The 22,485-nt window shown below is 61.1% G+C and carries 20 protein-coding genes, 1 pseudogene and 1 riboswitch; of the genes and pseudogenes, 6 read left to right on the top strand and 15 right to left on the bottom strand.

Annotated elements, in window-relative coordinates; genetic code table 11:
- Positions 1–46 precede the first annotated feature (46 nt).
- From B5F98_RS03475 to B5F98_RS03460, 4 genes and pseudogenes are all read right to left on the bottom strand, one after another.
- Positions 47–1,246: an NADP-dependent isocitrate dehydrogenase gene (locus B5F98_RS03475; protein WP_087369627.1), complete on the bottom strand. Its 1,200-nt coding sequence runs from the start codon at positions 1,244–1,246 to the stop codon at positions 47–49.
- Between the two features lie 146 nt (positions 1,247–1,392).
- Positions 1,393–1,981: pseudogene (locus tag B5F98_RS03470) on the bottom strand (hypothetical protein).
- 104 nt (positions 1,982–2,085) lie between these two features.
- On the bottom strand, positions 2,086–2,547 hold the full coding sequence (locus B5F98_RS03465) for a GNAT family N-acetyltransferase (protein WP_087369626.1): 462 nt from the start codon (positions 2,545–2,547) through the stop codon (positions 2,086–2,088).
- A gap of 21 nt (positions 2,548–2,568) precedes the next feature.
- Entirely contained in the window at positions 2,569–3,339 is a 771-nt protein-coding gene (locus B5F98_RS03460) for an MBL fold metallo-hydrolase (RefSeq protein WP_087369625.1), read from the bottom strand.
- Between the two features lie 137 nt (positions 3,340–3,476).
- Between B5F98_RS03460 and B5F98_RS03455 the strand changes: the two genes are divergently transcribed.
- Positions 3,477–4,124 carry an HAD family hydrolase gene (locus tag B5F98_RS03455; protein ID WP_087369624.1) on the top strand — a complete coding sequence of 216 codons (648 nt, stop codon included), beginning with the start codon at positions 3,477–3,479 and terminating at the stop codon, positions 4,122–4,124.
- A 36-nt stretch (positions 4,125–4,160) separates the two neighbouring features.
- On the opposite strand, the gene B5F98_RS03450 is transcribed toward B5F98_RS03455, so the two are convergent.
- The 3 genes from B5F98_RS03450 to B5F98_RS03440 are packed head-to-tail and all read right to left on the bottom strand — an operon-like array spanning position 4,161 to position 7,971.
- Entirely contained in the window at positions 4,161–6,605 is a 2,445-nt protein-coding gene (locus tag B5F98_RS03450) for an HAD-IC family P-type ATPase (RefSeq protein WP_087369623.1), read from the bottom strand.
- Position 6,606: 1 nt separating this feature from the next.
- Positions 6,607–7,353 carry an acyl-ACP thioesterase domain-containing protein gene (locus B5F98_RS03445; protein WP_087369622.1) on the bottom strand — a complete coding sequence of 249 codons (747 nt, stop codon included), beginning with the start codon at positions 7,351–7,353 and terminating at the stop codon, positions 6,607–6,609.
- Positions 7,354–7,971: a hypothetical protein gene (locus tag B5F98_RS03440; protein WP_087229150.1), complete on the bottom strand. Its 618-nt coding sequence runs from the start codon at positions 7,969–7,971 to the stop codon at positions 7,354–7,356. It lies immediately after the preceding gene.
- A gap of 158 nt (positions 7,972–8,129) precedes the next feature.
- Here B5F98_RS03440 and spoVAD point away from each other — a divergent pair, with 158 nt between their 5' ends.
- The 3 genes from spoVAD to metK all read left to right on the top strand — a co-directional run bounded on the left by spoVAD (position 8,130) and on the right by metK (position 10,945).
- Entirely contained in the window at positions 8,130–9,140 is a 1,011-nt protein-coding gene (gene spoVAD, locus B5F98_RS03435) for a stage V sporulation protein AD (protein ID WP_087369621.1), read from the top strand.
- Positions 9,140–9,496, top strand: coding sequence for a stage V sporulation protein AE (gene spoVAE, locus B5F98_RS03430; protein WP_087229157.1), 357 nt, complete (start codon positions 9,140–9,142; stop codon positions 9,494–9,496). Before spoVAD ends, spoVAE begins: the two co-directional genes overlap by 1 nt.
- A 68-nt stretch (positions 9,497–9,564) precedes the next feature.
- Positions 9,565–9,678, top strand: a riboswitch (SAM riboswitch).
- A 79-nt stretch (positions 9,679–9,757) separates the two neighbouring features.
- Positions 9,758–10,945 (top strand): methionine adenosyltransferase, encoded by a 1,188-nt coding sequence (gene metK, locus B5F98_RS03425; RefSeq protein WP_087369620.1) that lies wholly within the window; start codon positions 9,758–9,760, stop codon positions 10,943–10,945.
- Between the two features lie 124 nt (positions 10,946–11,069).
- On the opposite strand, the gene B5F98_RS03420 is transcribed toward metK, so the two are convergent.
- On the bottom strand, positions 11,070–11,321 hold the full coding sequence (locus B5F98_RS03420; RefSeq protein WP_087369619.1) for a helix-turn-helix transcriptional regulator: 252 nt from the start codon (positions 11,319–11,321) through the stop codon (positions 11,070–11,072).
- A gap of 228 nt (positions 11,322–11,549) precedes the next feature.
- On the opposite strand from B5F98_RS03420, the gene B5F98_RS12660 reads away from it, so the two are divergent.
- Positions 11,550–11,954 (top strand): DUF1273 domain-containing protein, encoded by a 405-nt coding sequence (locus B5F98_RS12660; protein WP_143482726.1) that lies wholly within the window; start codon positions 11,550–11,552, stop codon positions 11,952–11,954.
- A gap of 63 nt (positions 11,955–12,017) precedes the next feature.
- Here the strand turns inward: B5F98_RS12660 and B5F98_RS03410 are convergent, their stop codons facing one another.
- From B5F98_RS03410 to B5F98_RS03380, 7 genes are all read right to left on the bottom strand, one after another.
- The gene (locus B5F98_RS03410) at positions 12,018–13,829 is read right to left on the bottom strand and encodes a ferrous iron transporter B (RefSeq protein ID WP_087369617.1); all 1,812 of its coding nucleotides are present in this window, start codon (positions 13,827–13,829) and stop codon (positions 12,018–12,020) included.
- A gap of 3 nt (positions 13,830–13,832) precedes the next feature.
- The gene (locus B5F98_RS03405; RefSeq protein WP_087234105.1) at positions 13,833–14,084 is read right to left on the bottom strand and encodes a FeoA family protein; all 252 of its coding nucleotides are present in this window, start codon (positions 14,082–14,084) and stop codon (positions 13,833–13,835) included.
- Between the two features lie 152 nt (positions 14,085–14,236).
- Positions 14,237–16,126, bottom strand: a complete 1,890-nt coding sequence (locus B5F98_RS03400; protein WP_242961586.1) for a bifunctional UDP-sugar hydrolase/5'-nucleotidase — start codon at positions 16,124–16,126, stop codon at positions 14,237–14,239.
- Positions 16,127–16,250: 124 nt separating this feature from the next.
- Positions 16,251–17,138 carry a rhomboid family intramembrane serine protease gene (locus B5F98_RS03395; RefSeq protein ID WP_242961585.1) on the bottom strand — a complete coding sequence of 296 codons (888 nt, stop codon included), beginning with the start codon at positions 17,136–17,138 and terminating at the stop codon, positions 16,251–16,253.
- Between the two features lie 90 nt (positions 17,139–17,228).
- Complete coding sequence (pepT, locus tag B5F98_RS03390) at positions 17,229–18,464, bottom strand: peptidase T (RefSeq protein ID WP_087369615.1); 1,236 nt, start codon at positions 18,462–18,464, stop codon at positions 17,229–17,231.
- Positions 18,465–18,513: 49 nt separating this feature from the next.
- Entirely contained in the window at positions 18,514–19,518 is a 1,005-nt protein-coding gene (locus B5F98_RS03385) for an acyltransferase family protein (RefSeq protein ID WP_158099768.1), read from the bottom strand.
- A gap of 79 nt (positions 19,519–19,597) precedes the next feature.
- On the bottom strand, positions 19,598–20,731 hold the full coding sequence (locus B5F98_RS03380) for a nucleotidyltransferase family protein (protein ID WP_087369613.1): 1,134 nt from the start codon (positions 20,729–20,731) through the stop codon (positions 19,598–19,600).
- A gap of 427 nt (positions 20,732–21,158) precedes the next feature.
- Here B5F98_RS03380 and B5F98_RS03375 point away from each other — a divergent pair, with 427 nt between their 5' ends.
- Positions 21,159–22,352, top strand: a complete 1,194-nt coding sequence (locus B5F98_RS03375; RefSeq protein WP_087234115.1) for an acetate kinase — start codon at positions 21,159–21,161, stop codon at positions 22,350–22,352.
- Positions 22,353–22,485: the final 133 nt, after the last annotated feature.

Raw genomic sequence — 22,485 nt, 5'->3', positions numbered from 1 at the left:
CTTTTTTCATTCGGCATCCGGCACATTTGCTGTGCCACGGATCACATTAGAGTTTCGCTGCAATGGCCTTCATAAACTCCAGGCCAGTCACCTTCTGCGCAGGGGCCTTCCCCTCCCACAGGCCCACCAGGTCGCCGGTCATGACACCGGACTCGATGGTGTCAATGGCGGCCTTCTCCAGGCGGTGGGCAAACTCCACCAGCTCGGGGGTGTCGTCCAGCTCGCCCCGCTTGGCCAGGGCGCCCGTCCAGGCGAAAATGGTGGCCATGGGGTTGGTGGACACCTGCTCCCCTCTCAGGTGGCGATAGTAGTGCTGAGTGACGGTGCCGTGGGCGGCTTCGTACTCATAGTAGCCCTCGGGGGACACCAGCACGGAGGTCATCATGGCCAGAGAGCCGAAGGCGGTGGACACCATGTCGCTCATGACGTCGCCGTCGTAGTTCTTGCAGGCCCAGATGAAGCCGCCCTTGGAGCGGATGACACGGGCCACAGCGTCGTCAATGAGGGTGTAGAAGTAGGTGATGCCCGCCTGCTCAAACTTCTCCTTGTACTCCTCTTCAAAGATGTCGTGGAAGATATCCTTGAAGGTGTGGTCATACTGCTTGGAGATGGTGTCCTTGGTGGAGAACCACAGGTCCTGCTTGACATCCAGGGCGTACTGGAAGCAGGAGTGGGCAAAGGACGTGATGGACTGGTCCAGGTTGAACTGGCCCTGCACCACGCCCCGCCCCTTGAAGTCCTGGATGGTCTGGCGCTGCTCGGTGCCGTCGGCGGCGGTGAACACCAGCTCCGCCTTACCGGGGCCAGTCAGGCGCATTTCGGTGGCCTTATACACGTCACCGAAGGCGTGACGGGCGATGGTGATGGGTTTCTCCCAGTTCTTCACCACTGGGTTGATGCCCTCCACCATGATGGGGGCACGGAACACGGTGCCGTCCAGAATGGCACGGATGGTGCCGTTGGGGGACTTCCACATCTGGGAGAGGTTATACTCCTCCACCCGCTGGGCGTTGGGGGTGATGGTGGCGCACTTCACCGCCACGCCATACTTCTTGGTGGCCTCGGCGGCATCCACCGTCACCTGGTCCCCGGTCTCCTCCCGGTGGCGCAGGCCCAGGTCGTAATACTCGGTTTTCAGGTCAATATACGGCTCCAGCAGCTCCTCTTTGATCTGCTGCCAGAGAATGCGGGTCATCTCGTCCCCGTCCATCTCCACCAGGGGGGTCTTCATCTGAATTTTACTCATGGGTATCGCTCCTTTTTCCCTTGCCTCGGGCGTGTACTCGTAGCTTTCATTTTAACCCAGGGCCGTCAAAATTTCAAGCACTTTCGCACACTAGCGAAGCAACATTTTTACACAGAAAAAGGGCCGGGAGATCCCGGCCCTTTTGGTTAGGCAAAGAAGCGGTTCCAATAGCCCATGACAAAGATGATGAACATGATAATGGGCAGCAGGAATGTCACATAGAAACGCACATTGCGGGGGAAGCGCAGGCCCGAACCGGTGTTGGCCTCGGCCAGGAAGTTGTCCCAGCCCCAGCCCTTGCGAGTGACGCAGAACAGCAGATACACCAGAGAGCCCAGAGGCAGAATGTTGTCGCTGACCAGGAAGTCCTCCAAATCCATGATGGAAGTGCCAGCCCCCAGAGGCTGGAATCCGCTCCACAGGTTGAAGCCCAGCACGCAGGGCATGGACAGCACCAGAATGGCCACGGTATTCACCAGCACCGCCTTTTTCCGGCTCCAGCGCCTGGAAGGACCCGGCCATGCTCTTCTGGCTGCCTCGGCCCACGGAAAACTCCATCACCATCACAGGCAGGCCCATGATGACCAAAAACAGCAGGTACACCACCACAAAGGCGGCCCCGCCGTACTGGCCGGTGATGTAGGGGAACCGCCATACGTTGCCCAGCCCGATGGCGCACCCGGCGGATATGAGCAAAAAGCCCAGCCGGGAGGAAAAACTCTCGCGTTGTTTCATGGTTGCAAACTCCTCTTTTCTCTTGTCTCGTTCCCAGAGTTGGGATGATACTCGAACACTCTACACGTTTTTCCCCTGTCAGTCAAGCACAGCACTGTGCTAAATTATCCAATCTCTGTCACCGGCTTCTCCATGACGAAGTTGGTCAGGGCTACCCCCTGCCGCTCCACCTGCTGCTGACGCACCACCCGGTAGCCCCGGGCCTCAAAAAAGGGGCGGGCGGTGATGGAGGCGTGGGTGGTCACAGGTCCCGACACCGCCCCCTCCAATCGGTCACACAGCGCACGGGCCACCCCCTGGCCCTGGCAATCCCAGCGCACATACAGTCGGTCCAGATAGCCGTCTGGGTGGATGTCCCCAAAGCCCAAGATGCCCGTCTCGTCCTCCGCCACCAGGGCACAGTGGCCCAGAAAAGACTGCTCCCACTGCTCCAGGTCCATCTTCCCGGTGGCCCACACCGCCAACTGCTGGGGCGTGTAGTCCCGGGCGTTTACCCTGTGGACGGTGTTGTAAAACAGCTCTGCCATTTCCCCGCCGTCTCCCGGCTGAACATCTCGAATCTTCATGTTTTGTCTCTCCTCTCTCCATCACAGCTGGATGGCCCAGTCCCCATAGGTATGAGTGCCGCTTCCGTGGCGCAGCTCCCCCGCCCGGTCCAGCTCCCGCAGCCTGTCCCGCATCTCCAAGCACAGCTCTGGGGGCAGGTCCAGGTCATGGTGGCCGGGAAAGAGTCGCTGCACAGGCAGCTGGGCCACCTGCTCCAGGGATTTGAGATAGGCCTGGGGGTCGGTGGAGGGGAACCAGGCGGTGAGCAACCCCCGGTAAATGAGGTCCCCGGTGAACAGGTAGCCCCGCTCCGCCTCCCAGAAGCACATATGGCCCGGGGCATGGCCGGGGGTGTGGAGCACTTGAACCGCCCGGTTTCCCAGCTCAAGGGTCTCCCCGCCCCGGAGCACCCGGGTGGGAGTGCCCTGGAAAAATTCGTAGGTGTTCACGTCGTAGCCCTCAGGCAACTGGCAGCGGTCGGTCACATAGCCCCGTATCAACTCAATGGGCTGGGGAAAGCCCCCCTGGAGCCAGGACAGCTCCGCCTCGTGGGCGTAAAAGTCCGGGTAGTAGCGGTGCCCGCCGATGTGGTCCCAGTGGATGTGGGTGGCCACCGCCGTCACCGGGCCCCGGGCCAGAGCCGCCACCACCGGAGAGATATGGCAGATGCCCAGCCCCGTGTCAATGAGCAGGGTGCGGTCTCTGCCATTGAGCAAATAGCAGTGGGTCTCCTCCCAGTGGCGGTATTCGCTGATGATATAGGTATCCGGGTCCACCTGGTCCACGGTGAACCATGGGTTTTGGTGCTTCATGGGCTCCCCTCCTTGAATGTCATTGCTCCCCATGATAGCACAGGGACGAGGTGAACTCAACCACTCCATCTTGGTCTTGTCCCTGCCCGCCACTTCCGGTATAATAGTTCCATCCCATACAAACGAGGAAGCTACTTATGTACACCCACATTTTCTTTGACTTAGACGGCACCCTCACCGACCCCAAAGAGGGAATCACCAACTCGGTGGCCTATGCTCTGGCCTCCTTCGGCATCCACGAGGACCCGGACCGACTCACCCCCTTCATCGGCCCGCCCCTCATCGACTCCTTTATGGAGTTCTACCATTTTGACCTTCCCACGGCCCAGAAAGCGGTGGAGAAATACCGGGAATACTTCTCCCAGAAGGGTATTTTTGAAAACAAAGTGTTTTCCGGCTCCCAGCCCCTTCTGGCCCAGCTGAAAGCGGCGGGAAAGACCGTGTGTCTGGCCACCTCCAAGCCGGAGGTGTTCGCCCGTCAAATTCTGGAGCACTTCCACATCGACGGCTACTTTGACCAGATTGTAGGCAGCTGCCTGGACGGCACCCGCACCAAAAAGGGCGAGGTGATTGGGGAGGTATTCGCCCGGTTGGGGGAAAAGTGCCCGGACAAGGCCATGTGCGTCATGGTGGGCGACCGCCTCCACGACATCCACGGGGCCCAGGAGAACGGCCTGGACTCCATCGGCGTCACCTTCGGCTATGGCAGCCAGGAGGAACTGACCCAGGCCGGGTCCACCCACATCGCCCACAGTTTTGAAGAACTGGCCCAGATTTTGGGCTAAAAACAGCCTCTGAGGTGCACTCAGAGGCTGTTTTTCTTATTGTTCAGTTTTAACACGCTGCTTTCTGCGCTTGAGCCACTCCCCTTTGATGCGGCTGCCCCACTCAAAGGCAGTCTCAAAGGCGTAGATCACCGAGGGGGTGAGCAGCAGGAACACCGTCACCACCAGGGCGGACTGGAGGTCCAGGGCGGTGAGCTCGAAGAAGGGTCCAAACCACACCACGGCCACCACCATAGCCACGGTCATGGCCCCCAGCAGGGCCCACCGCTTCTTGTCCAGGGGCCGGGCCACATAGTAGATCACCAGCAGTCCCACCGCCCCGATGGTGACGGTGGACAGGGTGGACAAGGTAGCCCGCTGGAAGGTAAAGGCGTAGGTGAACAGCTCCAGGCCCACAATGAGCACGATGTTGGTCAGGCCTCCCGGCAGCGCCCGGCGGAGCACATTGTGCATGAATCGGCCCCGCACCAGCTCATGGTTGGGCTCCAACGCCAGCACAAAGGAGGGAATGCCGATGGTCAAGGCGCTGATGAGGGTGAGCTGAATGGGGACAAAGGGGTACGGGAACCCGGCAATGAGGGTGATGAGGGCCAGAAACACCGACATGATGTTTTTCACCAGGTAGAGGGCGGCGGCCCGCTGGATGTTGTTGATGACCCGTCGGCCCTCCTCCACCACCCGGGGCATGGCGGAGAAGTCGGAGTCCAGCAGCACCAGCTCGGCCACCTGGCAGGCGGCCTCAGCTCCCGAGGCCATGGCGATGCCGCAGTCGGCGTCTTTCAGGGCCAGCACGTCGTTGACGCCGTCGCCAGTCATGGCCACGGTGTGCCCCGCCTTTTGCAGGGCCTTCACCAGCTTGCGCTTCTGGTCCGGGGTCACCCGGCCAAAGACGTTATAGTCCTGCACGGCCCGGTCATAGTCCCCCGGCTCCTTGAGGGTGGCAGCGTCCACAAATCGCTCCGCCCCGGCAATGCCCGCCTGTTGGGCCACCCGTGACACGGTCTGGGGGTTGTCACCGGAGATGACCTTCACGTCCACCCCGTACTTAGCGAAGTAGCGGAAGGTGTCCGGGGCCTCAGGGCGGATGGGGTTTGCCACCACCACCAGGGCCACGGGGACCACCGCGCCCTGCAAGCCGCCCTCCTGGGTGGGAGGCGTGTCGCACTGGGCCAGCAGCAATACCCGGCAGCCCGCCTGCTGGTAGGGCTCCACCCGGTGGGCAATGGCCTGGTAGCCCTCTTTGAGGATGAATTCCGGGGCTCCAAGCACGTAGGAGCCGTGGTCCTGGAACACCACCGCCGACCACTTATTGGCGGAGGTGAAGGGGACCACCTGCTGGGCCTGCCAGCCGTTCCCCTGCTGGAAGCGCCGGGCCAGAGCCTTGGCGGTGTCGTTGTCGGCGTCCATCACCTGGTAGTAGGCACCCAGCACTCCCTCCACCTGCTGGGGAGAGATCTGGGGGTCCAGGCACACCAGCTCCTGCACCGACATGTCCGGCTGGGTGACGGTGCCCGTCTTATCCACGCACAGCACGTCCACCCGGGCCAGGGTCTCGATGGCGCTCATCTGGTGGACCAGAGTCTTCCGCTGGGCCAGGCGCATCACCGAGACAGCCAGGGCCACGCTGGTCAAGAGGTACAGGCCCTCGGGAATCATGCCGATGAGGGCGGCCACCATGGAGGTGATGGAGGTGGAGAAGCTCTGCTCCTGCACCAGAAATTCGTTGCAAAACAGGGCGATACCCAGGGGTATGAGGGCGAAGCCGATGACCCGAATCAGGCGGTCCAGAGACTTCATCATCTCGGACTTGCCCGCTCCCTGGTCCGCCTTGGCCTCATGGGCCAGACGAGCAGCGTAGCTGGCCGCCCCCACCTGATCCATCCGGGCCCGGCACTTGCCAGACACTACAAAGCTGCCGGAGAGCAGCGGGTCCCCGGGATTCTTCACAATGGGGTCCGCCTCGCCGGTGATGAGGGCCTCGTTCACCGTCACCTGGCCCACTAACACCGGGCCGTCGGCGGGAATCTGGTCTCCAGCCCCCAGCTCCACAATGTCCTCCCGCACCAGCTGGTCCACAGGCACGGTGCCCAGCTGTCCGCCCCGCACCACTTTGACCCGGGCCTGAGCCACCAGAGCCAGCTTGCTCAGGGTGGCCCGGGAGCGCAGCTGCTGGACGATGCCGATGAGGGAGTTGATGGCGGCGATGAGCAGAAAGAACATGTCCCGGAAGCTGCCCGCCAGCACCAGCAGCGCCGCCAGCACCACAAACACCAGGTTGAAGAAGGTCAGGGTGTTTTCCCGGATGATTTCCCCGGTGGATTTCAGGTTGGTCTCCTCCACCCGGTTGTGCCATCCGGCGGCGGCCAGCTGGGCGGCCTGGGCCTGGGTCAGGCCCTGTTCCGGGGTGGGAAAATAGCGATCCATGGGGACGGGCTGCCGGAGCTGGCCGTCCCCTCTCTGTCTCTTGTTTCGCTTTATCATCTTATTGTTCCTCGTCCGCCAAGGTCATGGCGTATTCAAACCGGACCTCACCCTCTGGGCCGATGCCACGGGCAAAGAGGTGCTCTCCCTCCACGGCGGTGGCCATGGACAGCTCTTCCCCCGCCCGGCACTCACTAATGTAGGAGATTTGGATGTCCCGGATGTACTTTCCCTTGCCATTACGCTCCATATGGAGGGCATCACAGGCATAGTCGGCATAGTGGCTGTTGTTGATATGGCCGTTGATGTCGGTATCCGAATACCCGAGATACCGCTTCCCTGCCGCACCAAATTCCTTTGGCATGGGTACCCGGTGGAGCTTGATGGACTTGTTCCGTTCCCCGCCGTCGGTGCCCTGGAACTCGGTGACATCCCGCAGCCGGAACAGCTTGTGGGTATCGGCGTCCACCATCACCCACTGGGCCACACCCTGGCCGATGAGCTTCCCGTCCCGGAAGATGTCAAAGTCCCGGTAGGTGGCCACCCCGGTGCCGCCCCGGTGCCAGGTCTGAATGGTGAACGCATCGTTCCACCGCAGAGGGGCGTACAGCTCCACCCAGTTGCGGGACACCATCCATAGGCAGTGATACCGCTCAAAAATCTCCGGCCCCGAGGCCCCCAGCTGGATGGCCGCCTGGGTGGCGGCCTCCTGCAAATAGCCCAGCAGCGCCGAGGGTCGGCACTGGTTGAACATGTCCACATCCAAGGAGCCCACCCGGAAGGTGACTTCAGTGATTTGATGACTCATTTACTCTTCCTTCTTTCCAGGAATGGTGAGGGTGTAGCGGGCGCAAATTTCGTCCACGTCGTCCAGGGTGGCGGCAGGCAGCCGCAGGGTGGCACCGCATCCAGCGCACACCACATCCACCGAGGAGTACCCCACCTTGATACCGTACTGGTCGCAGCCACAGCCGCAAGAGATGCCCTTGCGGCCTGCAATGTCCTTGAGTTCCGCCAGCACCTCGCCCATGACGATCTCGTCCAGGAAGGTGCCCCGGGTCTCCTCCTGGTCATCCATGCGCAGCTTGTCCACAGCCCGCTCCAGCTTCTCCATCTCGCCGAACACCGCCTCCTCTTCTCCGATGAAGCAGCAGCCCAGCCCCGAGGCGGAGCAGGAGAGCACCAGCAGCTTCTCCTCCATCATGGCCCGGGTGGAACACACAGTGTGGTGGTCCTTGGCGCAGAAGAGACAGGGCACCGTCACCTGACAGTGCTCCCCCTGCTGGTGAAATTCCAGCTGAGACTTGCCGCAGGGACAGGGGATGGTCTGGTCCCCGGCGGCCAGGGCAAAGGCGGTGCGCTCCACCACCACAGCCTTGCCGCACACGGGACAGATATAGCCGATGTATCTGGTCTGTTCCGACATAACAGGATTCCTCCCATAACATTTCTCAAAAAATTTTCCAACAGAGTGCATTATACCACCCCTTTGTGAATTTTTCTAGCACTCCCTGGCTTTTGTGATAAATTCCTTGTCGGTGCGCATACTAGAGGCAAGACATTTTCTTGAAGGAGTCTTTGCCTATGCCCCGCTCGTCCCAAACCTATCAACTCTCCCGCCCCCCCGTCATCGTGGGCTACGGCAGCGCCGGAGGCCGCAAGGAGAAAGAGGGCCCCCTGGGCCGCTTTTTTGACCACACCTGTGAAGACGACACCTTCCAGCAGTCCAGCTGGGAGATGGCGGAGACCACCATGCAGCAGCTGGCCCTGGAGTCTGCGCTGAAACGGGCCAAGCTGGAGGCCCAGCAGCTGGACTTTCTTCTGGCGGGAGACCTTCTCAACCAGTGCATCAGCTCCGCCTTTGCCGCCCGGTGGGCGGGGGTGCCCTATCTGGGCCTCTATGGGGCCTGCTCCACCATGGGGGAGAGCCTGGCGCTGGCCTCCCTGCTCCTCTCCGGGGGTTGGGGCCACCACGCCGCCGCCATGACCTCCTCCCACTTCTGTTCCGCCGAGCGGCAGTACCGCACCCCTCTGGAGTACGGCTGCCAGCGGCCCCCCACCGCCCAGTGGACCGCCACCGCCGCCGGGGCGGTGGTGCTCTCCTCCCAAGGGGAGAAGGGCCCGGTGGTGTCCGCCGTCACCATCGGCAAGGTGATGGACAAGGGGGTCAAAGACCCCGCCAACATGGGGGCGGCCATGGCTCCGGCGGCCTACGACACCCTGCGGGCCCATTTCCGGGACACCGGGCGCAGTCCCGCCGATTACGACCTCATCCTCACCGGGGACCTGGGACAGCTGGGGTGGGAGATCGTCTCCGACTTCTTCTCCCGGGACGGGTGTCCCCTGTCCAACTACAACGACTGCGGCCTGCTCCTCTTTGAGCGGGAGGCCCAGGACGTCCACTGCGGCGGCTCCGGGTGCGGGTGCAGCGCCGCCGTGCTCACCACCATGGTCCTGCCCGGCCTCCAGTCCGGGCGATGGAAGCGGGTCCTCTTCTGCCCCACCGGGGCGCTGCTCTCCCCCGTGTCCACCATGCAGGGGGAGTCTATCCCCGGCATCTGCCACGCCATTGTGCTGGAAGGAGGTGCAAGCTGATGGAATACTTCAACGCCTTTTTGCTGGGCGGCATTCTCTGCGTCATCGGTCAGGTGCTCTTGGACCGCACCAGCCTCACCCCCGCCCGGATTCTAGTGTTTTACGTGGTGGCGGGGGTCATCCTCAGCGGACTGGGGCTGTACCAGCCTCTGGTGGACTGGGCAGGAGCTGGGGCCACCGTCCCCCTCACCGGATTCGGCCACACCCTGGCCCAGGGGGTGCGCAAGGCCGTGGAGGAGGAGGGCTGGCTGGGGGTGCTCACCGGAGGACTCACCGCCACCGCTGGGGGTATCGCCCTGGCCATCACCCTGGGTCTTGTGGCATCTTTCCTGTTTCGACCCCGGCCCAAGAAGTGATTTTCCATGTTTCTGCCATTGACAAAGTCAGTGGTGTAAAGATATAATGTTACCCGCAATTGAACATTGCCTTATCGAGAGTGGCGGAGGGATCGGCCCAATGAAGCCACGGCAACCTGCTTACCTGAGCAAGGTGCCAAATCCGGCGGAGACGAGTGTTACACTCGCGCGCAAGATGAGGACACGCTGTCTCCATCCGCCGGACTGTCCGGCGGATTTTTTGTTTGACGCTTTTACCGTACAAAGAAAGGAAGATTACTTATGGCAAGACGTTTCTTTACCTCGGAGTCTGTCACCGAGGGACACCCCGACAAGATCTGTGACCAGATTTCCGACGCCGTTCTGGACGCCATTCTGGCTCAGGACCCTGTGGCCCGTGTGGCCTGTGAGACCACCGTGTCCACCGGTCTGGTGCACATCATGGGTGAGATCACCACCTCCTGCTATGTGGACATCGCCAAGGTGGCCCGGGAGGTCATCCGGGACATCGGCTATGACCGGGCCAAGTACGGCTTTGACTGCGACACCTGCGGCGTGGTGCTCAACATCGACGAGCAGTCCCCCGACATCGCCATGGGCGTGGACAAGGCCCTGGAGGCCCGGGAGGGCGAGATGACCGACGAGTTGGACGGCGGCGCCGGCGACCAGGGTATGATGTTCGGCTATGCCTGCCGGGAGACTGAGGAGCTCATGCCCCTGGCCATCTCTCTGTCCCACAAGCTGGCTCAGCGGCTCACCGCCGTGCGCAAGGACGGCACTCTGGACTACCTGCGTCCCGACGGCAAGTCCCAGGTCACCGTGGAGTACGACGAGAACCAGAACCCCGTTCGGGTGGACGCTGTGGTCATCTCCACCCAGCACAGCCCCGAGGCCTCTCTGGAGCAGATTCGCGCCGACATGGTGGAGTACGTCATCCGTCCCACCATCCCCACAAACCTCATGGACGAGCACACCAAGATCTACGTCAACCCCACCGGCCGCTTCGTGGTGGGCGGTCCTCAGGGCGACTCCGGCCTCACCGGACGCAAGATCATCGTGGACACCTACGGCGGCTCCGCCCCCCACGGCGGCGGCGCCTTCTCCGGCAAGGACCCCACCAAGGTGGACCGTTCTGCCGCCTACGCCGCCCGCTGGGTGGCCAAGAACGTGGTGGCCGCTGGGCTGGCCGACCGCTGCCAGGTGCAGTTGGCCTACGCCATCGGCGTAGCCCGGCCCGTGTCCGTGCTGGTGGACACCTTCGGCACCGGCAAGGTGTCCGACGAGGTGCTGGAGCAGGCCGTGAATCACGTGTTTGACCTGCGGCCCACCGCCATCATCAACCGTCTGGACCTGCGCCGTCCCATCTACCGCCAGACCGCTGCTTACGGCCACTTTGGCCGTTCCGAGCTGGATCTGCCCTGGGAGAAGACCGACATGACCCAGGCTCTGCTGGACGCCTGCAAGGGCTAATCCCTATCCCATCAACCAAAATGAGTGAGAGCCGCCAAAAGGCGATTCTCACTCATTTTTTCATGTCCCAGCTTTCTGTTTGGACTCAGCCACTATCATTTGCAACGGGTTTCCCCCAGGTAAATCACTCTTCTTCGTCATCCTCAAAGGAATATTCATTGAGCGACTCAAAATCTAAAAACTCTGCCACCGTCATGTTGAAGGCCAACGCCAATTTGTGCAGCGTCTTCACCCGTGGATTTTTGGTCACCCCTCGCACAATGTTGTCCAAGGTGGACTGCTTGACATTGCTCATGGAGGCCAGTTTATTGATGGAAATCCCCCGCTGTCTGCAAAGCTCCCGGATGCGCTGAATATATAGCTCGTAATATTCCATAGGCTTCTCCCTCTGCAATCATTACCCATTTACGGGTTGATGTGATGATAGCAACAAACAAGGGAGAACCTACCCGAATACGGGTTGACTTGTGGAATAATTTTGTTTTACAATTGTCATATACCCGAATAAAGGTAACTTCTTTGGAGGGAGCAATATGTCAACGTGTACATTTTTGGGCATCGTCAATGTCCCCCTGATTTAAGGCCGCAACTGCGCCGAGTTCTCATGGATTTCATCGAAGAGCACGGCGTTCGTACATTCTATGTAGGCAACCAAGGCGGTTTTGAGCGCATGGCTTGTTCTGTCCTCCGTGAGCTTTGCCTGGAATATCCAAGCGTCACCTATGGGGTTGTTCTGGCGCATCTCCCCATCCATGGGCAAGAGACGAGAGAGAACGCCATAGATGACTCCCATTTGATTCTTCCAGACGGTATTGACACCATTCCCAAGCAATTCGCCATGGACTGGAGAAATCGCTGGATGTTAAAACAGTCGGATTATGTGGTGACATATGTGACCCATCCCTGTGGTCATGCAGCCAGATATGCAGCACTGGCCAAGCAAATGGGCAAGCGGGTGCTCAATCTGGACCCACCCCGTTCCGTATCTCCTTACATTGGGAGGCTATGAAGAAGCCGCTGCAAAACAGAAACAGGCTGTTGCAAACCGCATGTCTGCAACAGCCCCTTTCTTCTAGATTCCCAACAGACTCCCCAAAGCATTGACCAGAACACACAGCCCCGCTCCCAGCAGAGTGGGGACCGCCACCGCCACCAGGGTCCACTTGATACTCTTGCTCTCTCGCCAGATGGTGAGGCAGGTGGTGGAGCAAGGCCAGTGGAAGAGGGTGAACAGGAGGGTGCACACCGCCGTGGTCATGGTCCAGCCCTGGGCCTCCAACAGCGCCCCCACCCCGGTGAGCTGGTCCATATCCACCAGACTGCCCTGGGCCAGGTAGGCCATGAGCATCACCGGCATGACAATCTCGTTGGCGGGCCAGCCCAGGAGGAAAGCGGTCAAAATCACCCCGTCCAGGCCCATGAGCTGCCCCACAGGGTTCAGAAACCCAGTGATATGGGCCAGAATGGTGGTGTCCCCCAGGGTGATGTTGGCCAGCAGCCAGATGACGCCACCGGCGGGGGCCGCCACCGCCACCGCCCGGGCCAGCACGAACACCGTGCGGTCCAGCAGGGAGCGCACCACCACCTGCCCCACCCGGGGACGGCGGAAGGGGGGCAACTCCAGGGCAAAGGCGGAGGGGGTACCTTTCAGCACGGTAGCGGTGAGCAGTCGGGTACACCCCAGGGTGGCGGCCACCCCCAGCAGCAGCACTCCCAGCAGGGCTGCCGCCCCCACAAGGCTCCCCCCCTGCCCCACCAGAAACAGGGTAATGAGGGCCAGCAGGGTGGGAAATTTTCCATTGCAGGGCACCAGGGACGAGGTGAGCATAGCGGCCAGGCGCTCCCGGGGGCTGTCAATGATACGGCACCCCGTCACACCACAGGCGGTACACCCCAGGCTCATGCACATGGTCAGAGCCTGTTTTCCACAGGCCCTGGCCTTTTGAAAGGCGTGGTCCAGCACAAAGGCCACCCGGGGCAGGTAGCCCAGGTCCTCCAGCAGGGTGAACAGGGGGAAAAAGATGGCCATGGGGGGCAGCATCACCGACACCACCCAGGTGGTCACCCCGTATACTCCGTCCAGGAGGAAGGCCCGAAGGGCGGGGTCCCAGTCCCCCATCCACCCCTCCAACTGCTGCCCCAGCCAGTCAAAGCCCTGGGACAGCAGAGACGAGGGCAGGTTGGCCCCCGCCACCGTCAGCCACATCACCCCGGCCAGGAGCACCAGCATCAGAGGGATGGCGGTAAACCCACTCACCATCCGCTTGTTCCACACCGCTTGACGGCGAGCCTGGGGGGTGGGGGTGGTGTCCACCGCCTGACGGGCGTAGGCCTGGGCCGTGTGCACCCGCTCCATGGGGGGCTGAGCGGGGCGGACAGGCCCGGTGACTTCCCCCTTGGCCAGCCCGGCCATTACCTCCCGCAGGGTATCCAGCCCCGCCCCAGTGCCCGCAGACACCCCCACCACGGTCACGCCCAGGGCGTCGGCCAAGGCTGCGAGGTCCACCTGCACCCCCAGCCGCTGGGCCTCATCCATGAGGTTGACGCACACCACCACATTTCCTGTCACCTCCAGCACCTGGAGGGCTAAAATGAGATTGCGTTCCAAACAGGTGGCGTCGCACACCACCACCACCCCGTTGGCCTGAGAGTGGAGCAGGTAGTCCAAGGCGATGTCCTCCTCCGGGGAGGAGGTCTGTAGGGAGTAGGTGCCGGGCAGGTCCACCACCGTCACCTCGCTGCCCTGCCATGTAAAGGTCCCGGTGGCCACATCCACCGTCTTCCCCGCCCAGTTTCCCGTGTGTTGGTGTAGCCCGGTGAGGGCGTTGAACACCGTGGACTTGCCCACATTGGGGTTGCCCACCAGGGCAACACAGGAGCCCATGTCTCACGCCCCCCGCTGGTGGGCCGGGCACAGGGCGATCTGGCGGGCGTCTGCCTGACGCAGGGCGATGAGTGCCCCTCGGATGAGGTAGGCACAGGGGTCCCCCGCCGGGCTGCGGGCCATACAGGTCACCCGGGTGCCCGGGATGAGTCCCAAATCTTCCAGACGGTGCTTGAGGGCCAGGTGGGTGGACACGGACTGCACGTATCCGCTCTCCCCCTCGGCCAGCGCCGCTAAATTCCATTGTCGGTCCATCGAAGTTCTCTCCTTTCCCGGCTCCCCTGGTGGGAATCCGGCACTCCATCCTATGGGGTGCACACCCCCAGGGTTCACCAAAAAGGCCCCGTGCTCAGAGGTTGTCTCTGGGCACGGGGCCTTCTCTTTTTCATCTTTCTTCCTGTGAGGTCTCAGTTTCTTCTCATGCGGCGGAGAATGAATTTTCTCACCAGCACCACCATTAGGACCAGCAGCACCACCACAATGACCAGGGCCAGAATGGCCAAGGAGGTGGGCAGCCCCGCATTTTTCAGCAGGCTCACCGGGTTCCAGCTGGAGTACACCAGCTTGCGCCCGTCGGTCTGTCCGTACTTCTGGTCCATCTCGCCACCCATGGATTGCAGGTAGGAGGCGATGGCGTACCACTCCTTGACCTCGTTGCCCTCGTCGTTGTGGAGGATGTAGTCCTCCAGCTGGGAGATATCAATGGGATTGCCCTGGGCATCCCGAGGGGTCACGGTGAGGATGTTAAAGGTAGAGCTCTCAACCGCTCCCAGCATCTGCCCGATGTACAGCCCCGTGACCACGTGATAGAGCTGGTCATCCACAATGGGCTCGGTGATCCCGCCCTCTCGCATGAGCACAGCGTAGTCCACCTTGTCGAAGATCATCCGGTTGGTGTTAAAGGAGTATCCAACCCCGGAGTAGAACAGCTGGGCCGCCGACATAAGAGGCGGCACCGAGGCGTCCACCTCAATGGCGTTTTTCAAATCCTTGCCCGTCAGATACACCGAGATCAGGGGATAGCCGGGCACTCCATCGGCACCAATGCCCAGAGAAGCCACGTTGAACACCTGGGAGACGGTGATGGGCCCCTTGGGGAAGGTATCCCGGATGACGCCGGAGGCGGTGAGGGCCACGTCCACCGGGTCCTGGCTGGCCTGGTTCCCCGCCCAGTAGTAGGCGTCGGCCAGCAGATTGCCCAGGGTGGACTCGTGCTGGGTGTCGTACACCTCATCCACCGTGTCGAACTGGTAGGGATTGTTCACCAGCACCTGGTCAAACTCCAGATCAAAGTCCGCCAGGTAGTCCTGCTCCACTTGGCTCTTGGCCTCTTCAATCCACGCCGCCATCTCCGGGTCCTCGGGCACGCGCTCGTCCACAGGCACCAGGCGGCTGTCCTTCAGCTCCACCCCCTCCTGGGTGCGGGTCAGGGTGAGTACACCCAGATTTTTGCTGTTCTCTCCAGCGGAGACGATGTAGGTATCATTGACCTCAATGGGCTGCTCCAGGGTGGTGTGGGTGTGGCCGGAGATGATGACGTCGATGCCGTCCACCTTCCGGGCCAGCTCGTAGTCCTCCCCCTTCCCCTTCTCGGTGCCCGAGTGGGACAGGCAGATCACCACCGGGTCCGCCCCGTAGGCAGTCTGGCACTGCTCCGTGGCCTCCTTCACCACACGCTTGGCGGTCTCCACTGGGTCATGGAGTTCCATTCCCGACATGGGCGCGCACTCATCGGAGTCCACCCCGGTGATGCCAAAGATCACGTAGGGCACGCCGCCCCGCTCCAGGATTCGGTAATCCTGCACCCCGTAGGTGTACAGAGCATCCCAGGTCTCTTCATCCTCCTGGGGGGGCAGATAGTTGGCGTCCACAATGGCGGGCAGAGGGTCCCCGCTGTCCACAGCGGCGTAGAGCATATCGGCCAGGCCGGAGGCGCGGTAGTCAAACTCATGGTTGCCAAAGGTGGTGACATCGTACCCCATCTGGCCCATGGCCCGCAGCTCCAGAGCGGAAGTGGAATAGGCCGTCTGAAACAGGCTGCCCATAGAGAAGTCGCCTCCGTCCAGAACCAGGGCGTTGGGGTGCTCCTCCTTCTGCTCATCAATGAGGGTTTTCAGCCGGGCATAGCCTCCTCTGGAGTGCCCGTCCGGCCCCTCCTTGGGCAGGAAGCTGGAGTGCATATCGTGGGTATATAAAATGGTGATTTCCTCCGCCGTCTCGTCGGCGGCCCACACCTGGGACACGCTGAGAGACAGAGCCAGCGCCAGCAGCATCACCAGACAAAGAAGTCGTCTCACGGGACATTCCTCCTGACTCAACTGTTTTGATTTTCCTTAGTATACCTGAAATTGGCACAGAACACAAGTGGGCGGGCGGCAGAGGGTCTCTCCTCCGCCGTCCGCCCACTGGACATGCAGACGATCAATTTTTGTGAATGTGCACGTGGTTGTTGATGTGATTGGCGCAGTAGCAGTAGTAGCCGTCGCACTTGGAGCAGTAGCGGAACTCCATATCCGGGTCGTCGGCATCGGTGATGCCACACACGGCGCACTTGTGGTGATACCCCTTCGTCTCCTGAGCCTGTTTCTGGGCCTGCTTGAAGTGGATGACCTTGGGGTCCGTCTTGTGGCGCACAATTCCCAGCTTGGCCTGCCAGAAGGGCCAGGTGAAAATGAAGAAGTTGATAAAGCTGGCCAGAGGCACCAAGGCCAACATCCAATAGCCCAGCTTAAACAAGTCCACCATATCCACGATGACCAGCACCACATCAATGAGGGCCATCCACTTCATCTTCACCGGGACCACAAAGAAGAGCAGCACCTGCATCTCTCCGTACAGCACCGCCAGCACCAGGAAGATGGACAGGTTCAGGTAGTAGCTCAGGTTCAGGGATGCAATGGTATGGGTCAGGTTCATCTGGCCCAAGCCCAGCGCCATACCCAGCACCACAGACAACACCATACCGCCCAAGTAAAAGAGGGTAAACCGTGCGGTGCCCCACTCCCGCTCCAACATGGCGGCAATCCAGTAGTAGAAATAGCAGGTCAGCAGCAACATAAACGGGCTGGATGCGTTGGGCACCACCACCCAGGTCACCAGACGCCACACCTGACCATTCAGAATCAAAGCGGGCACAAACTGCAAATAACCCACAAAGTTCTGGGCGAACATCACATAGGTGAGCATATTCACCAGGTACACGGCAATCTGGCCGAAGACGATGATTTTCATCAGATTGGGAATGCCAAAATTGGGATGCTTGGCACAGAACCGATCAATGGGCCCATAGCCACGATTTCGATAGATCAACGAAAGTCCTCCTCCCCGCAGGGGATTTTTCTTAGGGCGCCGCTGCGCCCGATGCACCTCTCCATTCTAACGGATCAAATGAAAATTACATCAACAATTTGTAAATGTTTTCCCGTGGATGTCTGCCAGGTGCACCAGGATGTCCACCACGGCGTCCATGTCCTCCACGGTGATGCACTCCAGGGGGCCGTGGAAGTTGTAGCCGCCGGTGCCCAAGTTGGGACAGGGCAGGCCCATAAAGGACAGGCGGGCTCCGTCGGTACCGCCTCGGATGGGCTCCACCTCCGGGGTAACCCCTGCGGCCTGGGCGGCCTTCTTGGCGTTTTCAATGAGGAACATGCAGTCGGTGAGCTTCTCCTTCATATTGTAGTAGCTGTCCTGCATGGTCAGTTCCACATGGGCGGTGGGATACTGGGCCTGGATGGTGGCCACAGCCTGGCGCATGGTCTCCTTGCGCTGCTCAAACTTGGCCCGGTCATGGTCCCGGATGATGTACTCCATGCGCACGGCGGCGGCGGTACCCTCCAGGCGGTCCAGGTGGTAGAAGCCCTCATACCCCTCGGTGTGGGCAGGAGTCTCCTGGGCGGGGAGCAGGGCGTTGAGCTGCTGGGCCAACAAAATGGCGTTGACCATGATGTCCTTGGCCGAGCCAGGGTGGACGGACACGCCGGTGATGTCCACCTTGGCGGAGGCGGCGTTGAAGTTCTCGTACTCAATGGAGCCAGCGGCACCGCCGTCCACGGTGTAGGCGTACTGGGCCCCGAAGCCCGCCACGTCAAAGTGGTTGGGGCCCTCTCCGATCTCCTCGTCGGGGGTGAAGGCCACGCAGATAGGGCCGTGGGCAATCTCTCCGGCCAGCAGCCGCTGGCACAGGGTCATGATCTCGGCGATGCCCGCCTTGTCGTCGGCGCCCAGCAGGGTGGTGCCGTCGGCGGTGATGAGGGTCTTGCCCTTCAGGTCCGCCAGGAAGGGGAACTCCTCGGCCCGGATGACTCGGTCCTCCCGGGGCAGAGCCACGTCGCCGCCGTCGTAGTTTTCATGGAACACAGGGTTGACGTTCTCCCCGGAGAAGGCGGGGGCGGTGTCCATGTGGGCCAGGAAGCCCAGGGCGGGGACCTGCTCCAGGCCGGGGGTGGCGGGGATGTGGCCGGTGACGATGCACCACTGCTCATCCAGCTTCACGTCCTGCACCCCCAGGTCGCGGAGCTCCTGCTCCAGCACCCGGGCCAGGTCCCACTGGATGGGGGTGGAGGGGGTGACCCCGGTGTCCTCGCTGGACTGGGTATGGATTTTAGCATAGGTCAAAAAGCGTTCATAGGCACGCATAACGGTTCTTCCTTTCTCATTGGTTTATGGTTTCACCTGTGCGGGCTGCTCACGGGAGCACGATCCGCACCAGGGGAAGCTTTTTTACTTGTTTACAGATGAGGGTGACCACCAGAAACACCGCCACGGCCCCCACCGTTCGGCTTACAAAACTGGTCCAGCTGACCTTGAACACCACCGACACGCCGGTGATGACAAACATGTGAATCAGGTAGACGTTGAAGGTCTCGGTGCTGAGGTAGTTGAGGGCAGCCGTCACCCGGCGGTTCCACTTTTGATAGTTCACGTTGCGGAAAAAGAGGAACAGGGCGGTGGAATAGAAAAAGCAGGGTAGATTCATATAGCCTTTGAACAGGGTGACGATCTCCCCCGCCTGGTACGAGCAGTACCATGTCCCCACCATATGCACCGCCAATCCCGCCGCACCCAGCACATAGGTGAGCCGTCTCAGCCACAGGGGCACTTGGTAGTGATAAATGTAGTAGCCCACAAAGAGGTAGAGCAGGTAGCCGCGGCTGATGGGGAAGCCCAATTCCCCGCTGACGGGAATGACGTTGCCCCACAGGCGGTTGACAAAGGGAATCAGCTCATTGAAGAGATAGCCCACGGCAATGATGTAGGGGAAGATGCTCTTGCGCCGCTCCTTGGGGATGAGGCTGAACACCGGGATGGCCAGATAGGCCCCAAACAAGGGCATAAAGAACCAGTATACTCCCCAGTGTCGGGAGTTGAGGATGGTGTCCACCACGGTGTACACCGTCACCCTTTCAAAGGTATAGCCCTTCAAAATCAGCTGAAAGGCCAGGGCCACCAGGCTCCACACCAGAAAGGGAATGACCGTCTTTTTCACCCGTTTGATGGCATAGGTCCGGGTGTCGTAGTGGTCCCGGTAGTCCAACAGGGTGGACCCGGAGATCATGAAGAACACCGGCACCGCAAAGTAGAACACGGATTCCAACGCATTGGCGGTGAGCCACACCCGTTCATAGGAAAAGCTCCAGAACACCCCGTTGGCGTGGAGAATCACCACGGCCACACAGGAGATCACCGTCATAAATGTGAGAAAGAATGAGCGTTCTCTCCCCTCTCCTCGGCTGTCCATCTTCTCTCCCCTTTCTCTGGCATCCTCCCCATTATACATGATTGCCGCTCTTTTGCAAGATCACCGGGCTGGTGCTCCACTCCGCCCCGCAGGGGGTGACGGTCTCCCGGCACAGGGCGTAGAAGTCGGTGCATCTGGCCTCCAGCTCCATGAGGGGGATGCCTTTTCCGTGGGTGGGCTTGGTAATGACAGGGACAGAGCCGTCCAGGTTGCGCAACACACCCAGCCCCCGCTCATTGGACCCCAGCACCCGCAGATAGGGCACCTGGGCAGGACGGTCCTGCTCCCGCAGCCCCAGGGCCCCCCACAGCACCGCCCGGCGGATGCGGGCGTGGGCGTAACGCTTGGTCTTGGCCAGGTCGTAAATCTCCTCCAAGCTGGTGCCCTGGCGCACCGCCCGGTACAGCCGCTGGGCCAATCCCTCGCCGCAGTCGGGGATGCGCTCCCAGTCCTCCAGCTCCAAGCAGCGCAGCCGGGCCAACATACCCCGCTGGTTATAGGAGAGAAAGGCGGGGTTGTCCATGGCCACCGCCCCGGCGCGAATTTCTCCCCGCACATGGGAGGCCGAGGGGTACTGGGGGTGATCTCCCCCGTCGTGGCCCGCCCCCACCCGGAGGACGGGATAGACCTTGGGGCTCCACCCCAGGCGGCGGGCGGCCCGCAGGTACTCCACCCCCAGATTGTCGTTGGCGTTTCCAAGGCAGGAGGCCACCTCCTCCCCCAGCAGCTCCTGGACCGCCCGATGGCGGCACTGGGCAAAGGGCAGGCCACGGCTCAAAAAGGGCTGGAGGGCCTGAGAAAAGGCGGGGTCGTCCAGGACCTGGGCCACCTGCGCCAGGGCTGCCCCGTCCCCCGTCTCACTGCCAAAGGACAAAGCGGTGGCCCCGGCAGCGTGGAGGATTTCCACACTGCCCCGGGCGAAGGTCTCAGCGGAGGAGGAGGCCCACACCGTGGGCAGCTCCAAGATGAGGTCTGCGCCACCCTCCAGGGCCATCCGGGCCCGGGTCCACTTGTCGGTGACGGCGCAGTCCCCCCGCTGGACAAAGTTTCCGCTCATGGCGCACACCACGGCCCCCGCCCCTGCCAGAGCCCTGGCCTGGGCGATTTGGTGGCGGTGCCCGTTGTGGAAGGGGTTATACTCTGCCACGATGCCCACAATTTCCATGCTTCATCCCCTCCCAGGGTGTATTTTTACACATATCTTACCAAACTGTCAGAAAAGCCCTTGCTTATTCCTATTTCCGGCATTATAATAATGTCTGCTGAATAAACCGCTGAGCGGTTTATTCGTGCGGCGAAGGCCGCACAATTTCACAAAAGCAGTGCTTTTTGTGAAATTTGGACATTGTTACAATGCGTATTTCCACTGGAACTCTGGGACGTTCCAGTGGAAGGTTCACGGGTTTCGGGCCGGATTGCCCGAGACCCGTGAACATGAACAAAGCCAACTGACCTTTCAAGTCTTGGTATTTCACCCTTGCGGCTTTGTTCTGTACGCATTATAATAAATGCGGTTTTCTAGTAATTGTATTATACTTCTCCCAGAGAAGCAAACACAATTTTATCTTACACAATATGAAGGAGTGTCAATCATGAAAGTTCTCGTGATCAACGCCGGCAGCTCTTCCCTGAAGTACCAGCTGCTGGACACCGACAACCAGGAAGTTCTGGCCAAGGGCCTGTGCGAGCGCATCGGCATCGACGGCAAGTTCACCTACAAGGCCCCCGGCAAGGAGACCATCGACGCCGCCGACGTGGCCATGCCCACCCACTCTGAGGCCATTCAGGCCGTGCTCAACGCCCTGGTGGACGAGAAAAACGGTGTGATCTCCTCCATGAAGGAAATTGAGGCAGTGGGCCACCGTGTGGTGCACGGCGGTGAGACCTTCGCCTGCTCCGTGAAGATCGACGAGAAGGTCATGGCCGCCCTGGAGGAGTGCATCCCCCTGGCCCCCCTGCACAACCCCGCCAACATCACCGGCATCAAGGCCTGCGAGGCCGTCATGGGCAAGGACGTGCCCCAGGTGGGCGTGTTCGACACCGCCTTCCACCAGACCATGCCCGCCAAGGCCTACACCTATGCTCTGCCCTACGAGTACTATGAGCAGGACAAGGTGCGCCGCTACGGCTTCCACGGCACCAGCCACAAGTATGTGGCTCAGCGGGCCGCCGCCATGCTGGGCAAGCCCCTGGAAGAGCTGAAGCTCATCTCCTGCCACCTGGGCAACGGCTCCTCCATCACCGCCATCGACGGCGGCAAGAGCGTGGACACCACCATGGGCTTCACTCCCCTGGCCGGCGTTCCCATGGGCACCCGCTCCGGCGACCTGGACGCCGGTATCCTGGAGTACCTGATGAACAAGCACAACATGAGCATGGCAGAGATGATGAACGTGCTCAACAAGAAGTCCGGCGTGCTGGGCGTGTCCGGCGTGTCCTCCGACTTCCGTGACCTCACCGCCGCTGCCGAGCAGGGCAACGAGCGCGCCGCTCTGGCTCTGGACATGTTCTGCTACTCCGTGAAGAAGTACATCGGCGCTTATGCCGCCGCCATGGGTGGCGTGGATGCCGTGATCTTCACCGCCGGCGTGGGTGAGAACTCCGCTGCCGAGCGTATGTCCATTGCCTCCGGCCTGGAGTTCATGGGCATTCACATGGACCCCGAGGCCAACAACGTCCGCGGCAAGGAGACCGTGGTCTCCACCCCCGACTCCCCCGTCAAGGTGCTGCTCATCCCCACCAACGAGGAGCTGATGATCGCCCTGGACACCGCCGAGCTGGCCTAAATTCCAGAGATACAAAGGGGCTGTTGCAAAATAGGCCAGAACAACAAAACGAGAGGCTAACCTTTTTGGGGGTTGGCCTCTCGTTTCATTTGCTTTACAATTTGTTTGTGAAGACAAATTATAACAAGCAAGA

The organism is Pseudoflavonifractor sp. An44, assembly GCF_002161675.1.
Taxonomy (GTDB): Bacteria; Bacillota; Clostridia; order Oscillospirales; family Oscillospiraceae; genus Enterenecus; species Enterenecus faecium.
This window is presented reverse-complemented; position numbering and strand designations above follow the sequence as displayed.

Coding starts and splice junctions, on each gene's coding strand:
- B5F98_RS03420 (WP_087369619.1), bottom strand. CDS start 11,321: ATGGAATATTACGAGCTATATATTCAGCGCATCCGGGAGCTTTGCAGA.
- B5F98_RS03375 (WP_087234115.1), top strand. CDS start 21,159: ATGAAAGTTCTCGTGATCAACGCCGGCAGCTCTTCCCTGAAGTACCAG.
- B5F98_RS03405 (WP_087234105.1), bottom strand. CDS start 14,084: ATGGACCGACAATGGAATTTAGCGGCGCTGGCCGAGGGGGAGAGCGGA.
- B5F98_RS03465 (WP_087369626.1), bottom strand. CDS start 2,547: ATGAAGATTCGAGATGTTCAGCCGGGAGACGGCGGGGAAATGGCAGAG.
- B5F98_RS03385 (WP_158099768.1), bottom strand. CDS start 19,518: ATGACGGTGATCTCCTGTGTGGCCGTGGTGATTCTCCACGCCAACGGG.
- spoVAD (WP_087369621.1), top strand. CDS start 8,130: ATGCCCCGCTCGTCCCAAACCTATCAACTCTCCCGCCCCCCCGTCATC.
- B5F98_RS12660 (WP_143482726.1), top strand. CDS start 11,550: ATGGATTTCATCGAAGAGCACGGCGTTCGTACATTCTATGTAGGCAAC.
- B5F98_RS03450 (WP_087369623.1), bottom strand. CDS start 6,605: ATGATAAAGCGAAACAAGAGACAGAGAGGGGACGGCCAGCTCCGGCAG.
- B5F98_RS03455 (WP_087369624.1), top strand. CDS start 3,477: ATGTACACCCACATTTTCTTTGACTTAGACGGCACCCTCACCGACCCC.
- B5F98_RS03410 (WP_087369617.1), bottom strand. CDS start 13,829: ATGGGCTCCTGTGTTGCCCTGGTGGGCAACCCCAATGTGGGCAAGTCC.
- metK (WP_087369620.1), top strand. CDS start 9,758: ATGGCAAGACGTTTCTTTACCTCGGAGTCTGTCACCGAGGGACACCCC.
- pepT (WP_087369615.1), bottom strand. CDS start 18,464: ATGCGTGCCTATGAACGCTTTTTGACCTATGCTAAAATCCATACCCAG.
- B5F98_RS03445 (WP_087369622.1), bottom strand. CDS start 7,353: ATGAGTCATCAAATCACTGAAGTCACCTTCCGGGTGGGCTCCTTGGAT.
- B5F98_RS03380 (WP_087369613.1), bottom strand. CDS start 20,731: ATGGAAATTGTGGGCATCGTGGCAGAGTATAACCCCTTCCACAACGGG.
- B5F98_RS03440 (WP_087229150.1), bottom strand. CDS start 7,971: ATGTCGGAACAGACCAGATACATCGGCTATATCTGTCCCGTGTGCGGC.
- B5F98_RS03460 (WP_087369625.1), bottom strand. CDS start 3,339: ATGAAGCACCAAAACCCATGGTTCACCGTGGACCAGGTGGACCCGGAT.
- spoVAE (WP_087229157.1), top strand. CDS start 9,140: ATGGAATACTTCAACGCCTTTTTGCTGGGCGGCATTCTCTGCGTCATC.
- B5F98_RS03475 (WP_087369627.1), bottom strand. CDS start 1,246: ATGAGTAAAATTCAGATGAAGACCCCCCTGGTGGAGATGGACGGGGAC.